Origin of the sequence: Bacteroides sp. 41_26, assembly GCF_949740115.1 — a bacterium.
Lineage (GTDB): Bacteria > Bacteroidota > Bacteroidia > Bacteroidales > Bacteroidaceae > Bacteroides > Bacteroides nordii.
Map to the genome: position 1 here is coordinate 52,845 of NZ_CATJGZ010000081.1, position 15,813 is coordinate 68,657.

The 15,813-nt window shown below is 42.2% G+C and carries 9 protein-coding genes; 2 read left to right on the top strand and 7 right to left on the bottom strand.

The genetic code is table 11. The features are described from left to right. Positions 1-189: 189 nt before the first annotated feature. On the bottom strand, positions 190-1,116 hold the full coding sequence (locus QX565_RS11420) for a hydrogen peroxide-inducible genes activator (protein WP_195660742.1): 927 nt from the start codon (positions 1,114-1,116) through the stop codon (positions 190-192). Between the two features lie 134 nt (positions 1,117-1,250). Between QX565_RS11420 and QX565_RS11425 the strand changes: the two genes are divergently transcribed. Beyond that, positions 1,251-1,727 carry a Dps family protein gene (locus QX565_RS11425; protein WP_002561887.1) on the top strand — a complete coding sequence of 159 codons (477 nt, stop codon included), beginning with the start codon at positions 1,251-1,253 and terminating at the stop codon, positions 1,725-1,727. Positions 1,728-1,886: 159 nt separating this feature from the next. On the opposite strand, the gene QX565_RS11430 is transcribed toward QX565_RS11425, so the two are convergent. The 5 genes from QX565_RS11430 to galB all read right to left on the bottom strand — a co-directional run bounded on the left by QX565_RS11430 (position 1,887) and on the right by galB (position 11,731). Beyond that, a complete protein-coding gene (locus QX565_RS11430; RefSeq protein ID WP_195660741.1) occupies positions 1,887-3,953 on the bottom strand; it encodes a glycoside hydrolase family 20 protein in 2,067 nt (688 codons plus the stop codon). A gap of 319 nt (positions 3,954-4,272) precedes the next feature. Beyond that, positions 4,273-6,522 carry a GH92 family glycosyl hydrolase gene (locus QX565_RS11435; protein WP_002561889.1) on the bottom strand — a complete coding sequence of 750 codons (2,250 nt, stop codon included), beginning with the start codon at positions 6,520-6,522 and terminating at the stop codon, positions 4,273-4,275. A gap of 135 nt (positions 6,523-6,657) precedes the next feature. Further along, on the bottom strand, positions 6,658-7,629 hold the full coding sequence (locus QX565_RS11440) for a glycoside hydrolase family 130 protein (protein ID WP_025866909.1): 972 nt from the start codon (positions 7,627-7,629) through the stop codon (positions 6,658-6,660). Between the two features lie 190 nt (positions 7,630-7,819). Then, positions 7,820-9,124: an MFS transporter gene (locus tag QX565_RS11445; RefSeq protein ID WP_007484754.1), complete on the bottom strand. Its 1,305-nt coding sequence runs from the start codon at positions 9,122-9,124 to the stop codon at positions 7,820-7,822. Between the two features lie 108 nt (positions 9,125-9,232). Then, on the bottom strand, positions 9,233-11,731 hold the full coding sequence (gene galB / locus QX565_RS11450; RefSeq protein WP_474006461.1) for a beta-galactosidase GalB: 2,499 nt from the start codon (positions 11,729-11,731) through the stop codon (positions 9,233-9,235). A 239-nt stretch (positions 11,732-11,970) separates the two neighbouring features. Here galB and QX565_RS11455 point away from each other — a divergent pair, with 239 nt between their 5' ends. After that, a complete protein-coding gene (locus QX565_RS11455; protein ID WP_289292803.1) occupies positions 11,971-14,346 on the top strand; it encodes a beta-N-acetylhexosaminidase in 2,376 nt (791 codons plus the stop codon). 215 nt (positions 14,347-14,561) lie between these two features. Here QX565_RS11455 and QX565_RS11460 read toward each other — a convergent pair whose 3' ends face one another. Beyond that, positions 14,562-15,743 (bottom strand): sialidase family protein, encoded by a 1,182-nt coding sequence (locus QX565_RS11460; protein WP_289292804.1) that lies wholly within the window; start codon positions 15,741-15,743, stop codon positions 14,562-14,564. Positions 15,744-15,813: the final 70 nt, after the last annotated feature.

Sequence of the window (15,813 nt, forward strand, 5' to 3'; positions counted from 1 at the left end):
CATGTGGGACAGTACGACATGTACATCTTATGCAGCTTTACATGTACATGTAAAACAAGACTGTGCACCGGGGAAAAGAGCGTTCCTTTCTGAGAAGGACAAAATACAACACCGGATAAGGGTAATGATGCCGTTTATATAGGTACTTCCGTTTAGTTACACCGCCCACGGTCAATTGTCCACTGTCCATTAAACCAAGCACTGTACAGCCTGCAAACTAAGCATCTCCTTAGGCACAGCTGCACGTATCTCATCTTTCAGTACAGAAAGCAAGCTACCACGGATAAAGTCTTTATTGGTGGTCAGCACAATGGGCCTTGTAGGACGGGGAATGGCAAACGGACGCACCAACTCTTTTTGTTCATTGGAGAGTTGAGACACTGCCAGTTCCGGGACGAATGTAATTCCTTTCCCGCCCTCTACCATACGCATAAATGTCTCCATACTTCCCAGGTGATATGCCATCTGATGCAGTTTCACAGCTTCCATCTGGCAGAAACGCACCAGCTGATCGCGGAAGCAATGCCCTTCATCGAGCAACCATAACCGTTCTCCCGTAATATCGGACGTACGGATCACGTCATGCTTGAACAACGGCTCCTTGCGGGATACATATCCATAAAACTGTTCATAGAAAAGAATCTCTTCTGACAACGCAGTATCTTCGAGCAGACTTGCTAAAATAGCAGCATCAACTTCTCCGTCGCGTAATGCCTGGCGGATATCTTTCGTTTTCATCTCCGTCACCCGTACATCCAGCTCCGGATACTTTTCCATCAGTTGCGGAAAAAAACGTGGCAACAGATAAGGAGCGATAGTAGGTAATACCGCCAAACGGAAAGTACCGGACAGCGAACGTTTCTCTTCACTGATAATCTCTTTCACCTGTGAAGCCTGGGCAAGTACGGCACGGGCCTGAGCAATCACCTTCTCTCCCACCCGTGTGGGGCATACCGGCTGCATTGCACGGTCGAAGAGCTTAACTCCTAACTCATCTTCGAGTTTCTGAATCATGGCGCTCAAAGTAGGTTGCGTCACCCGGCAGTATTCCGCTGCCTTGGCAAAATGCCTGAACTGGTCTACGGCAAGTATATATTCCAACTGTTGTATTGTCATCTATCAAAGTTTTATAGGTTATAGATTCTGTCTATGCAAAGATAGAAATTATCAGTTTGACACGCATGCATTTTCGCCTTATCTTTGCAATACGAAAAAGAAAAATAGTATAAACAAATTAAATAAAACAAGTTATGAAAACATTAGATTACATCAAGTTGAACGAATCGGGAGTGAACAACGTAGTAGCATCTTTGCAACAATTATTAGCAGATTTCCAGATATATTACACCAACCTTCGCGGTTTCCACTGGAATATTAAAGGGCATGATTTCTTTGTGCTCCACAGCAAGTTCGAAGATCTCTATAATGATGCAGCCGAGAAAGTTGACGAAATAGCCGAACGTATCCTGATGCTGGGCGGAACTCCTGCCAATAAGTTCAGTGATTACCTCAAGATGTCCAACATCAACGAAGTAGACCGGGTGAGCAATGGCGAGAAAGCTTTAGAGAATATTCTGGAAACTTACAGCCATCTGATCGGCGAAGAACGCAAACTGTTGTCCATCGCTTCACAAGCCGGTGACGAAGTTACAGTAGCTTTGATGAGCGATTATCTGAAAGAACAAGAAAAAATGGTTTGGATGCTGACAGCTTATAACAACAAATAAGTCCCCCCACAGCAAGTTTTGATTTCCTTTTTAAAACAAAACTGTTTCTAAATCGAGAGAGCCACAATTTACGGTTATTGTGGCTCTTTTTATTGTATGACAACAAAGTAACAAATCAAATTATCCTATTGTTTGTCAAGTATATACATTCAGTCATCTCTATTTAATCACAATTTCATCCGTGAAAAGCCATCCCCCCTCTATCCCATTGGATAAAGCCCGGTAACGAACGTAACGGGCTGACGCCTTTCCTTCCCATTGATATGTCCGGAAAACCAACCGGTCTTCCGTAGTAGGAACATCGGTAGATAGACGTTGCACTTCCGTAAATGACTTTCCGTCATCAGAAACAGAAATAATCACCTCACGCGGTAACCATACATAAGGGCCGGACAGTTGCATAAACTCGGCAGCTACCGAAGTAATTTCCGTCACCTTCTCCAGATCAATCGTAACATCCATATCCGTATTCAGGAAACCCTGCCAGCGCTTATCTCCATACGTCCATCCGCCGCGAACCCCGTCTACCAATGCCGAATCACCTCCGGCTGTATATTGAGGTGCATACGGAGTTGTGTAATGAATCGGTTTCATCAGCCCTAAGTGTTCAATGCGTGTAGCCGCCTGCGGACGTTCTCCTACTTCTTTACCCAGATCAAAAGGATGATATCCGTGAGCCTGCAACCAGCTAACTTCTTTCAGGGCAGACTGCCGGAAGTGTTCCCAATTTTTCTGTTCCGGCTGTGTCCATGCTACTTCTGCCAATGCCAGCAAGCGGGGATAAATCATGTATTCCATATGTTCGGGAGTAGATATATATTCCGCCCATACGTTTGCCTGTACCCCCTTTATATAAGCGGCCTCCTGCTTTGTCAGTACTTTAGGTACAGGATTGTAAGAGTATACCTTCTCCAAAGTCAGATAGCCTCCGATAGCTTCGGGCTGACTGGTCGGGTCATCCTGGTAAGCGTCCAGATAACAAAACTCTCCCGGAGTCATTATCACATCGTGCGCTGCACGGGCAGCAGTAATTCCTCCCTCTTCTCCTCGCCATGACATCACAGTGGCACGGGGAGCCAGTCCACCTTCCAAGATTTCATCCCATCCCAATAACTGACGGTTGTGGTCATTGAGGAATTTCTCCATTCGATGAATGAGATAACTTTGCAGTTCTTTCACATCAGACAATCCCTCCGCCTTCATTCTCTTCTGGCACAAAGGACACTTTTTCCAGCTTTCCATATTCGCCTCATCACCGCCCACATGAATATATTCAGAAGGAAAGATATCCATCACCTCCGACAATACATTTTGCAAAAAAGTAAAGGTGTCCTCATTGCCGATACAGAACTCCGAATTTACATAGGGTTTGCCGGAACAAGACAACTGAGGAAAAACAGCTAACACTTCTTCCGAGTGTCCCGGCATTTCTATCTCGGGAATAACGGTGATATGACGTTGCCGCGCATATTCCACAATCTCCCGTGCATCATCCTGTGTATAATATCCTCCGTCTGCGCCCGGAGCGTCTTTTGTACAGTACTTACGGCCCCCCTTCCACCATGCTTTCCAGTTAGGATAAGGACGATAAGCTGCCTGCTCCGTCAGTTCCGGATAGCGTTTAATTTCCAGACGCCAGCCAGCACCATCTGTCAGATGCCAATGAAGGGTGTTCAGCTTATAGCGTGCCATGGCATCCAACTGTTTCTTTATAAATTCTTTGGTTCGGAAATGACGGGATACGTCCTGGTGCAAACCTCTGTAAGCAAAACGAGGAGTATCTTTGATATCAACCAATGGTAAAGTATAGGTACCGTCTGTATCGGCATCTGCCAATTGCAACAATGTTTGAAACCCATAAAACAGCCCGGCACCGGAAGGAGCAGACACAACAATACCTTTTGAAGTTATTTCTAACTGGTAGCTCTCTGTCGAATCATGTTCGTTGCCGGGAGCAATTATCACAAACTGAACAGCCGCTTTTTCGGACTCTTCTGTACTCAATTGTAAACCCAAAGGAGAAGCCTGCACATATTCTGCAAACTCTTTTCCCTCTGTCTCCGGCAGATTAGAAGTAAACGTAGCTTGTTTTTGTAACCGGTAAGTTCCGGAAGTAGTTTCAACCGATTGTGGTTGCGGAATGATCCGTATCTCAACATCCTTCTGCTGACATCCTGCCATCCCAAGACACATAAACAATAAACATGAAACAAATCCTTTTTTCATACTATCAAATATAATAAATAAATACTCGTACTAATAATGTGAATGTATTTCACCACAAAGTACACAGTGGGTACAGAGCTTCTCAAAGAAAAATTAATCTAAAATAAAGAACTACAGCTTTTAATCTGCGATCATCCGCGTTTCATCAGAAATTTAAAACTCAGTGTTCTCTGTGTCCTCTGTGGTGGTGCCCCCGGTTCGTACTAATAATACAATTGAGAAAACAAAAGTGCTAATAAAAACAAGACTGCCCTAACAAACAATGTCTGGACAGTCTCTCCTTTTTACCTTCATTACTAAACTAATTGGGGAAAAACATTTACCTGATAGAAAACTCTAACAACCCGCCGTGTACCAACTCCTCATGAGTGATACGGAAGCGGTTTATCTTTTTACCACCTATTTTTACATTATGAATATACAAAGCATCGGGCTTCTGACGGGTAGACTCTATCACAAGCTCACGTTCTTTGTACCATTTCGGATCAAGCCGGATGGTCACTTTATCAAAAACAGGAGTGGTAAGAGTATATTCCGGCAATCCCGGGCAATCCGGGTAGAAACCTATCATATTAAAGATGGCCCAGGCAGACATCGTTCCCGTATCATCATTCCCGGGAATACCGTCCGGCTGAGTAGTAAAATACTTAGCCAATAAACGTTGTGTCTCCTTCTGCGTGCGCCATTCTTCTCCTTTAAAATAAGAGAATAAATAAGGATAGGCAATATCGGGTTCATTGGCAGGATCATAAAGACCTTCATCAAATATCATCTGCAGTTTGTTGATGAAAGACTTCTTCCCTCCCATCAACCGCGCCAGTCCATATACATCATGGGGCACATAGAATGTATAATTCCACGAATTACCTTCATGAAATCCGGGACTGGGTTCAAAGTTTTCACCTTCTTTCGGATTGAAGGGAGAATAAAAAGTTCCGTCAGGAAGTATGGGACGAAGCGTGCCAAACTCTTTACTGTAATAATGTTTATATCCTAATGAGCGATTGTAGAACAGTTTGGCATCCTCTTTCTTTCCCAAAGCACCGGCAAGCCGGGAAAGAGCGAAGTCTGCTATGTAATACTCCAATGCATGAGAAACCGAATTATCATACTGTTCGCGCAGAGGCACATAACCTTTAGACATATAATCGTCATTGTCCGGGCGCATCAGATTCTCAGCACCGGGCAGAGTGGCCGATTTGTACATGGCTTCATAAGCCAGATTAATGTCAAAATCGCGTAAACCTTTCATCCAGGTATCTACAATCACAGGAATACTGGGATCTCCCTCCATTGTCAGCGTCTCACGACCATACAACTCCCATTTCGGAAGCCAGCCGTGTTCACGATACATATCAAGCATGGTACGTACCATGTCTATCTGCCGCTCCGGATAAACCAGCGTAAGCAACTGATGCACATTCCGATACGTATCCCACAAAGAGAATACCGTGTAACGATTGCCACTGGCAGTCATTATTTTATCGCTTTCCATAGCCGGATATTCTCCGTTGACATCCTGCAAAACATTGGGATGAATCAGCAAATGATACATGGCTGTATAGAAAACGGTTTTCTGATCTTCTGTCCCTCCCTCTACAAGAATACGGGATAAATCATCATTCCAGCGAGCACGGGCTTCTGCATGTACTTTCTCAAAATCCCGGCCTTCCTGCTCCTTGTTCAGATTGAGACGGGCGTTTTCTATACTTACAAAGGAAACACCCATTTCTACTTCTACTTGTTCACCGTCTTCGGTGTCGAATGAAAAAAAGGCACCGATATCATCTCCGGCGATCTCTTTTCCATATTTGGTATAAAGTTTATATTTACCATTATCCGGATCCCACTCGGCTTCAACGCCGGTCATCGGACGCTGTTTCTTCCAATACCCTGTTTGCGAAGGGAGTTTGTTGACACGCATCACAAAATAGATAGGAAATACCGCCTGAGGATTATAACAGAAAGTGCCTAAGAGTTTAACTCCTTCTATCTCCTGGGCGTTCACCCGGCGAAGCATGGCACCCGATTCGTTGGTAAGCCCTTCACCCAAATTGAGTAATATATGACTCTTTCCTTCCGGAAATGTAAAACGGGTAACGCCCGTACGGGGGGTGGCAGTTACTTCAGTCTTCACATTGTATTTAGTCAGATAATTTGTGTAGTAACCCGGCGAAGCCTGCTCGTCTTTATAACGGCTTCCATATTCCTTGTAATCCACATTCAACTCTCCTGTGGTAGGCATTAACAAAAGAGAGCCCAACTCCGGACAACCCACTCCACTCAAATTTACATGGGAGTATCCGGTAAAAAAACAGTTATGATACTCATAAGGAGTAGACCACCAACGGGCGTCTTTATCATACTTGTTATCGGCGGAACCCATCACATTGAAAGGTACAACAGACATCATCCCATTCGGACAAACCGCTCCGGGATTTGTTGTACCAAAGTTGGTGGTACCAATAAAAGGATTCACATAATCAACAGGGGAAAGCTTCTCTCCACCTCCGGCAAAAGCCGGAAGCAGAAAGACAGCCAATGTGTAAGTCAATAAAAGTCGTTTCATTTATTTAATTGAAAGTTGAAAGGATCAAGAAAGATTGACGATTAGACAATTTACGATTTACGATTGAAGGAACTCTCTCTATTATATTCTCTCTAACTCTAACTTCTACTCTAACATCAATCGTAAAATCGTAAATCATCCAATGTTTGTTCTTTTTATAAATTCAATGATTTCGGAAATATAGCCAAAAGCAAGTCCCGTTACAGTATCGGCTGCTCCGTAGTATACGGCAACTCTCTCGCCATCCTGCAATGCTGCACAAGGGAATACAACATTAGGTACATCTCCCTGTAGCTCATAAGGTGCAGCAGGTGCAAGCAGATAATCACGGGTACGGTATAGCACTTTATCCGGATTATCTTTATCCAAGATAGCCGCTCCCATGGAATAACGGAAACCATTGCAGGTGGTAATTACTCCATGATAAAACATCAGCCAGCCTTCATCAACCAGGAAAGGAACCGAACCTGCACCGATCTTTGTACACTGCCATGCACTTTCAGGAAATGGAGTCACTTTCATCACATTGCGATGTTCTCCCCAATATTTCATATCCGGGCTATAGCTGATATAGATATCACCGAACGGAGTATGTCCATTATCGCTGGGACGACTCAACATGGCGTATTTTCCATTTATCTTCTGCGGGAAAAGTACCCCGTTGCGATTGAACGGAAGGAAAGCATTCTCGCACTGGAAAAACTCTTTGAAGTCGAACGTATAGGCAATGCCGATAGTAGGACCATGATAGCCATTGCACCAGGTAATCCAGTAACGATCCTCAATCCAGGTTACACGCGGATCATATTTATACTCCGACTCAATCATATCCGTATTGCCTGCCTTGAACTTTATAGGTTCGTGATTGATATCCCAATTGATGCCGTCCTTACTGAAACCGGCAAAGATATTCATTTGTACTGCCTTGTTGTCACAACGAAATACTCCGGCAAATCCATCTTCAAACGGCACTACGGCACTATTAAAAATACTGTTTGATGACGGAATGTGATAACGTCCGATAACAGGATTTTTTGAATAACGCCACATGGCATCTGTGCAACCAGCGGGACGTTCTTCCCAGGGCATATTAATTTTCTCGTTCATACTCTTCTTTATATTTAATATATTAATGTTTAAATTTAGTTCATACTATGACAGCTTTTTATTGAAACGCAGATGATCGCAGATTTTCGCAGATTAAATGGCTGCGCTATACTTGAGCGATGATATACTTTGCGTGAATCTATGAGTTTCTGCGTTTCAATAATAATATCATATAATTTAGAACATTTACTTATTTCTTGGCGTCCGGATATGTAAACGGCACAAAATAGGTAATCAGGAAAGCCGGAATAGTAGCAAACAGGATAAAAATAAAGAAATCACGGTAACCCAACCAGTCACTGACAAACCCGCTGACCATTCCCGGAAGCATCACTCCCAGATTCATAATGCCGGAAGCAAAAGCATAGTGGGCCATTTGATGTTTTCCGGGAGCCACTTGTTGCATCATAAACAAGGTGAGCCCCACAAATCCAAACCCATATCCAAAATATTCTAATACAATAGCACCACCTATCAGCATTCCATTGGTAGGTTGATAAATAGCCAGCAACGTATAAGCCATAAAAGGCAGGTTGAAGATGCAACAAAGAGAAAACAGTGTTCTCTTCAAACCACGGTGCGAAATATAGTAACCGGCCAGTAAAGAACCTAATACAAAAGCTGCTGCTCCATATGTGCCATAATAAATGCCAATCTCCTGTTCGCTTAATCCTAATCCACCTATCTCTCTACCTGCTTTCAGAAACAACGGTACAATCTTCATCACAAATCCCTCAGCAAAACGATAGAGAATAATAAAAGCGATGTAATACCAGATATGCTTCTTCTTAAAGAAATCAAGGATGACTTCTACCAGTTTATTAAACGTTTCAGCAAATGAGGTCGCTTCGGTAACAGCAGCTCCACCGGAAGGAAGCATCCGGGTATGATAGAGTCCTAACAATATCATCACAGCCGCCATAATGAACATGACAATCATCCAGGCATGTACGTTGGCTTCATACATCACTTCTCCGGAAGCTCCTTCCACCCCTCCAAAGTGTTTCACTAACCATCCGGCCAGGTAAACCAATCCACCGGAAGCGACAATCTTGGCTATATTATAAAAAGCACCCTGCCAACCGATATATTTAGCCTGATCCGGTTTACTGAGCTCAGTCATATAAACACCATCAGTAGCAATATCGTGTGTAGCACCACTGAAAGCCACTACAGCCAACAGGGCTATGGAACAAGCAAAGAAATGAGGAAGCTGTAACGATAAGGCAACAAGCCCAAAACCTATTCCGGAAACAATCTGGGTGAGGACAACAAAGTACTTTTTCGTCTTAAACATTTCAAGAAAAGGACTCCAGAGAAACTTTAAAGTCCATGGTAACATAATCAACGAAGTCCAAAGGGCTATTTGTGCGTCGGAGATTTCCAGTCCTTTAAACATCAGAACGGATACCATATTCAATACGACAAAAGGCAACCCCATGGCAAAGTACACAGTAGGAACCCATGAAACAGGGTTAAAGGCTTTTTTATTCATCAATAAGTATTTTATCGGTTAACGATTATAATGCATTTGTATATAATACAACCGAAACCGATAAAATACTAACTTGTATATACTACTTTTTTTTAATTCCAACGCAAATTATTTACTTTCAACCGTAAGAGTTGCTTTCTTAAGTCCACTTCCTGTAGCTTCAAGAACAATGGCTCCGGCTTTATCGGTAGTTTGAATAACCGCTGTCATCATTCCACTAAATACTTTCATCCGGGGGATTTGGAAAGACTCCAAAGAAGCCGGATTTCCATTGGCACCGGCACAATACACGCCAGATCCTTTCACTTTGAAACGAATTTCATCAGTAGCTTCCGGGCATAGATTTCCATCTTTATCCACCACTTTTACCGTTACAAAGCAAAGGTCTTTTCCATCTGCCTGCAACATCCGGCGATCCGGGACCAGCTCTATGTGATGCGGCTTACCGGCTGTGTGTATTTCTTTCTCAGCCACAGCCTTCCCATTCTCATCGTAGGCAACTACTTTTACTGTGCCCGGTTCATATTTAGTGTCCATCCACATCAGACGGTAACGCTGCTGGCGTTTCAAACTCATCATCGAAACAGAATCGGCACTATTGTATACTGTAACCGATAAATCTTTTGTGCGTTTACCCTGACTTTTGCCATTAATAAACAGTTCGGCCGAAGGATAATTGGTATAAACAAAAACCGGAGTCACCTCTCCCTCACGTCCTTTCCAGTTCCAATGGGGAAGGATATGCAATGTTTCTTTCTCTTTATTCCAATGGCTACGATAAAGATAATAGCGATCTTTGGGCAATCCTGCCAGGTCAATTATACCAAACAAAGAAGAATGACTGGGCCAATCCGTATAATAAGGAGTGGGTTCACCTAAATAATCGAAACCGGTCCACACAAATTCGCCAATACAATAGGGTAAATCTTCGTGTTGTATAAAATCATCTTCCGGCAAATTAGACCATCCGCAATGTTCCACATCATAGGATGAAGATTGATGATCATCGTATTTCTTCATCCAGGTACGAGTAACCGGAAATTTATAAATTCCCCTTGAACTTACAGTAGAAGCCGTTTCGCTTCCTAAAATGATCTGCTGAGGTAATTTCTTGTAAGCCTCCTGATATTTATGGGGACGATAGTTAAATCCCGCCACATCCATTACCGCTGCCATATTATTATTTATCACAGCATCCGGAGCATCCATTCCCTGCGTCACAGGGCGAGTAGGATCTTCACGATGACAAATATCCTGTAAATAACGGGAGAGCTTCGGACCACGATCCCCATTCCACTGGTCGGGTACTTCATTACCAACACACCACATCACTACACTGGGATTGTTGCGATAGTGACGCAGCACATTCACAAGATCTTTCTCTACCCACTGATCAAACTCTTTATGATAACCATTTTCACATTTAGCAGCCTTCCATTCATCAAAAGTTTCTACCATGAGCATCATTCCCATTTCGTCACAAGCTTTCACCAGTTCAGGAGCCGGCATGTTGTGGGAAGTACGAATAGCATTACACCCCATATCTTTCAGAATACGTATCTGACGACGGATAGCAGCGTCATTCACAGCAGCACCCAACGGACCTAAATCATGGTGGTTGCAGACACCTTTAAACACTGTTTTCTTTCCGTTCAGGAAAAAACCTTTATCGGGAATCACTTCAATAGAACGAATACCAAACGGAGTAACAGATTCATCTTTCAATGTATTACCCTCATATACCTTTGATTCGGCAATATACAAATAGGGAGTATCCGGGGTCCAAAGCATCGGTTTTTCAACCACAAACTCCTGACTGAATATCTGATTATCGAAATCAGTAAGCTGTTTACTCTCTTTACTGACCACCTTTCCATCTGCATCTTTTATTTCAGTAACAATACGGTAGGATGAAGGAGATTTGCCTTCCGGCATTACCCATGATGTATTCAAATGTACCCGTGCAAAGTTATCTTCTACCACCGGAGTAGTCAACTGCGTACCCCACATAGGGATATGTGCCTCTTCATTTACTATCAAATGTACATTTCTATAGAGCCCGGCACCCGGATACCAACGGGATGACTCTACTTCATTCTCCAGACGAACAGCCAGGGTGTTTTTACCTTCAGCATTCAGATAAGGAGTAACATCTAAATAAAATGTATTATAACCATATGGCCAATAACCTGCTTCTTTTCCATTCACATAAACACGTGCATGGCTCATAGCACCGTCAAAGACCAATGTAGCCTTTTTACCCTTCGCAAACGCAGGTGCTTCAAAATCCAACCGATACCAACCCACACCGACAAAAGGTAGTCCTCCCGTACGGCCGGCGTGCTCCATAGCTTCTTTCTGTCCATCTTGTGCTATTGCTACCTTCTGGCGATCATTCTGAATACTAAAAGGGCCATAAATAGCCCAGTCATGCGGAACCGTCACCTGTTGCCAACGACTATCATCATAATCAAAGAGACTAAAATTCGCATCATCCGAACGAATAAACTTCCACCCTCTTTCAAAGGTATAACGGGTATGTACTGATGCTGTTTTATCAACCGCCCATATCATTTGGCCGTGTGTTAAAAAAAATAGTGCCAGCATAGCAGTAAATAAAGATTTCTTCATGGTATTTTAATTAAATGTAAAAAATAAAAGCTGTTTTAGGGTAGACAAATATATAGAAAACTAACTCAACAATCCTAATTTAAAACTCATAAAATAGTAGAAATCAATTATTTTAAAGCCAACAAAGAAATTAATGACTTTTAGGTTAGCACTACCCGCTTTATAATTGTATTATATAATAAAGGAATTATCAATAACCCATTAAATTACTACTTATGAGTTTATCGAAACACTTTTGCGGAATACTGTCCGCATCGTTATGTACCCTCATGCTAAGCATGACCTCTTGTCAGGAAAAAGGAAACAAAGAGCAATGTTCTCTCATTCCCCAACCTAATGAATTAAAAACAAATACAGGACATTTCGCATTCAACAATTCAACTGTTTTCTATGTATCTCCGGAATTAGATAAAAACAGCACTCCCATTATCGAATCCTTCAGTGAAAATCTGAACACAGTATCCGGATTTCAAACAGCAGTTCAACCTCTCAATGAGACCGAAACACTTTCCAAACAAAGCATTGTTTTCAAAACCAATGAAAAAATAGCTCCCGAAGGTTATGAACTCAATATACAACCCGACGAAATAATGATACAAGCGTCTGACCGCAGCGGAGTATTCTATGCCCTTCAGACATTAAAGCAATTATTACCAGTAGCCATTTACGGAAACGAGCCTGTTGCTGATACTCAGTGGACATTGCCTTGTGTAGAAATAAAAGATGCCCCACGCTTCGGCTATAGAGGTTTGCACATTGACGTAGCCCGTCATTTCTTTCCTAAAGAAGAGATGAAAAAGATACTCGACCTTATGGCTCTTCACAAACAAAACCAATTGCACTGGCACCTTACGGACGACCAGGGATGGCGCATTGAAATAAAGAAATATCCCCTTCTGACAGAGATAGGCAGTATCCGTAATAAAACGATGATACGCAAAGAATGGGAAAACTATGACACTACTCCATATGGCGGATTTTATACACAGGAAGATATAAAAGAGGTTGTAGAATATGCCAATGAACGTTGCATCAATGTTATTCCGGAAATAGACCTACCCGGCCATATGATGGCAGCATTGGCAGCTTACCCCAATTTAGGATGTACAGGTGGACCGTATGAAGTATCCGGCCAATGGGGTGTACGCGATGATGTATTATGTCCGGGCAAAGAAGAGACCTTTACTTTCATTGAAAATGTCTTAACAGAAGTCATGGAACTATTCCCTTCGGAATACATACACATCGGCGGGGATGAATGTCCCAAAGCACGTTGGGAGAAATGTCCCAGATGTCAAGCACGCATCAAAGCTGAAGGATTGAAAGCCAATGAAAAACATAAAGCCGAGTTCTTCCTGCAAAGTTATGTTACTGCCCGTGTTGAGAAGTTTTTGAATGATCATGGACGGAAAATTATCGGTTGGGATGAAATCTTAGAAGGTGAACTGGCACCTAACGCCACTGTTATGTCATGGCGTGGAATGGATGGTGGTATCGAAGCAGCCCGTTTGAAACACCCTGTCATCATGACTCCTAACAACTATGTATACCTGGATTACTATCCGACCATGAATACACAGGATGAGCCTTTAGCCATCGGCGGATACAACCCTGTCGAAAAGGTATATTCATTGGAACCGGTTCCTGCCGTACTCAACGAACAGGAACGTGCTTACATTATCGGAGCACAAGGTAATCTGTGGACAGAATATATATTGAGCAATGAACAGTTGGAATACATGTTACTCCCCCGCCTGGCTGCGTTAAGTGAAGTACAATGGACACAACCTGCAAATAAAAGCTGGGAACGTTTTCAAAACAGCCTCAGCCACATTGTATCTATTTATAATGTAATGGGTGTGAATTATGGAAAGCATATTTATGAAATAGCAGCAAAATATGATGTACCTACTGCTTCTGAGGGCAAAGTAGTAGTAACTCTATCGACACTGGGAGACTCACCTATGTATTATACACTGGACGGAAGTCAGCCTACAGAAGAAAGTACCCGTTATACCCGACCAATAGCAATTTCTAAAAGCTGTGTGTTACAGGCAATCGTAGTAAGAGACAATGTGAAAACCCGTACATTCAAGAAAGAATTCAATTTCAACAAAGCAACCGGTAAACTGGCAACTCTGGCAACTACTCCAACAGAGAAATATACATTTGCCGGAGCTTCCATCCTTACAGACGGCCTACGTGGAGATTTCAACTACAGCACAGGTTATTGGATGGGATTCATGGATGAACCAATGGATATTACCATTGATTTGGGAAAAGCAACTCCTGTATCTTCTGTCAAAGTGGGAGCTATGATACAATTTGGTGAATATATCTTCCCGCCCACAAAGATTACCGTATGGACAGCCACCGGAAAAAATGGTGAATTTATCAAGCAGGGAGAGACAGATATTCCCGTTGCTACAACTGATGTTAAAGATGGACTGGCAGAGTATAGTTGTCAGTTTAAGGAAGTAGAAGCTGACCGTATACGGATATTGGTAAATACAACTTCCTCTATCCCTGATTGGCATGGTGCACACACGGAGAAGGCACACATGTTTATAGATGAAGTTATAGTAGAATAAATGTTCTTTTATGATTATAGAACGATCATAAAGTAATGATAATCAAGCAACACAAAAGTACGTACTTTTGTGTTGCTAAAATACGTATTTAACGCACTGTTAATATGCATTTTAAGTCACTGTTAAAATACTAATTTTACAATCAAAGAAATCCATAAGATAATCTCACCTTAAAGTATATCCTGTTTTTATATCCAGGTTTGTAACGATTTAAATCAGTTTTCACTCATAAGCCAACTCAATGTAAAACGAACAAACCAAAGTTTAAAGCCATCAGCGCCCGGTAATGAATCATCCCATTTACCTTCTTCCACTACAATGCCAATAGTTCCGTCCGGCAACACCGTCATTGATGAATAAGCTGATAATCCGGATAATATTGTTTTCTTTACCGGCCAGGTTCTTCCTTCATCATAACTTAAAAGAACAGAAACATTTTGTCGGATACGGTTATCATCGGGGATAGAATGAAGAATTATATTTTTAAGGGCACCTTCTTTTGTGGTAGAGTATCGCATAATATCGCCATTACAAGCCGGATCCTGAATATCTGACTGCAAGTATGATTTTCCCCATGTCATTCCTCTATCCTGAGATATACAAAATTTACGGACTCCTTTTTCCCTATTACGAATACTCATTAAAATATCACCATTATTCAGTTCTATTAGTTTGGCTTCATCACCATTATTATCGGCTGCATTCTCTGAAACCTTCCAGGTACTTCCACCATCATCAGAATAACAGACATAATTACTTAATGGCCCTCCCCAATCAGATGTAGTTCTTACAGCTATACAAAACATAATCCGGCCATCCTGTAACTGTAAAGCTCTTCCAGAAGAGGCAAAAGCCCCATACCAGTATCTTCTAATTTTATCAGGGCAGTCTTTTCCATAAATTTGCGAAGTGATATCCACAGGAGCATTCCACGTTTTACCATTATCAACACTTTTAGAAATATTAATTCTCATCAGATTATTCTCCCCCGATTGCCATAATCCATTACCGGAAGCAAAAATACAAAGTAAATGTCCGGTCCTCCTATCCAATACAATAGCCGGATCTCCGCAACCAACAGTCGTTCCTTCACCTGCTATTGTCACAGTTTCCGACCATGTTTTACCATTATCCTCACTCCGGCGGGACACTACATCTATATGTGCCGGAAGGTCATTTATTTTATCCCAACGCCTGTCTGCCACTACTACCAAAGAACCATCAGCTGCCGTTACAATTCCCGGAATGCGATAAAAGCGGGAGCCGCCATCTCCCATATCAAATAAAAGAACACGTTCCTCCAAGGGGATAGAAGGGTCGAAAGTAAAACCGTTACAAGGAAGAACAACCAGAAAGAGAAATAGCCCAATTATAAATATGTTTTTTACTTTTCTCATAATTAGTATATTCATAAAATAAAAAAAAGATTGCCCGAAGTGGAATATTCCACACAGCGAACTTTTACGT

Excerpts from the sequence above, each read along its gene's own strand:
- galB (WP_474006461.1), bottom strand. The coding sequence starts at position 11,731 with ATGCTGGCACTATTTTTTTTAACACACGGCCAAATGATATGGGCGGTT.
- QX565_RS11420 (WP_195660742.1), bottom strand. The coding sequence starts at position 1,116 with ATGACAATACAACAGTTGGAATATATACTTGCCGTAGACCAGTTCAGG.
- QX565_RS11460 (WP_289292804.1), bottom strand. The coding sequence starts at position 15,743 with ATGAGAAAAGTAAAAAACATATTTATAATTGGGCTATTTCTCTTTCTG.
- QX565_RS11425 (WP_002561887.1), top strand. The coding sequence starts at position 1,251 with ATGAAAACATTAGATTACATCAAGTTGAACGAATCGGGAGTGAACAAC.
- QX565_RS11440 (WP_025866909.1), bottom strand. The coding sequence starts at position 7,629 with ATGAACGAGAAAATTAATATGCCCTGGGAAGAACGTCCCGCTGGTTGC.
- QX565_RS11445 (WP_007484754.1), bottom strand. The coding sequence starts at position 9,124 with ATGAATAAAAAAGCCTTTAACCCTGTTTCATGGGTTCCTACTGTGTAC.
- QX565_RS11435 (WP_002561889.1), bottom strand. The coding sequence starts at position 6,522 with ATGAAACGACTTTTATTGACTTACACATTGGCTGTCTTTCTGCTTCCG.
- QX565_RS11455 (WP_289292803.1), top strand. The coding sequence starts at position 11,971 with ATGAGTTTATCGAAACACTTTTGCGGAATACTGTCCGCATCGTTATGT.
- QX565_RS11430 (WP_195660741.1), bottom strand. The coding sequence starts at position 3,953 with ATGAAAAAAGGATTTGTTTCATGTTTATTGTTTATGTGTCTTGGGATG.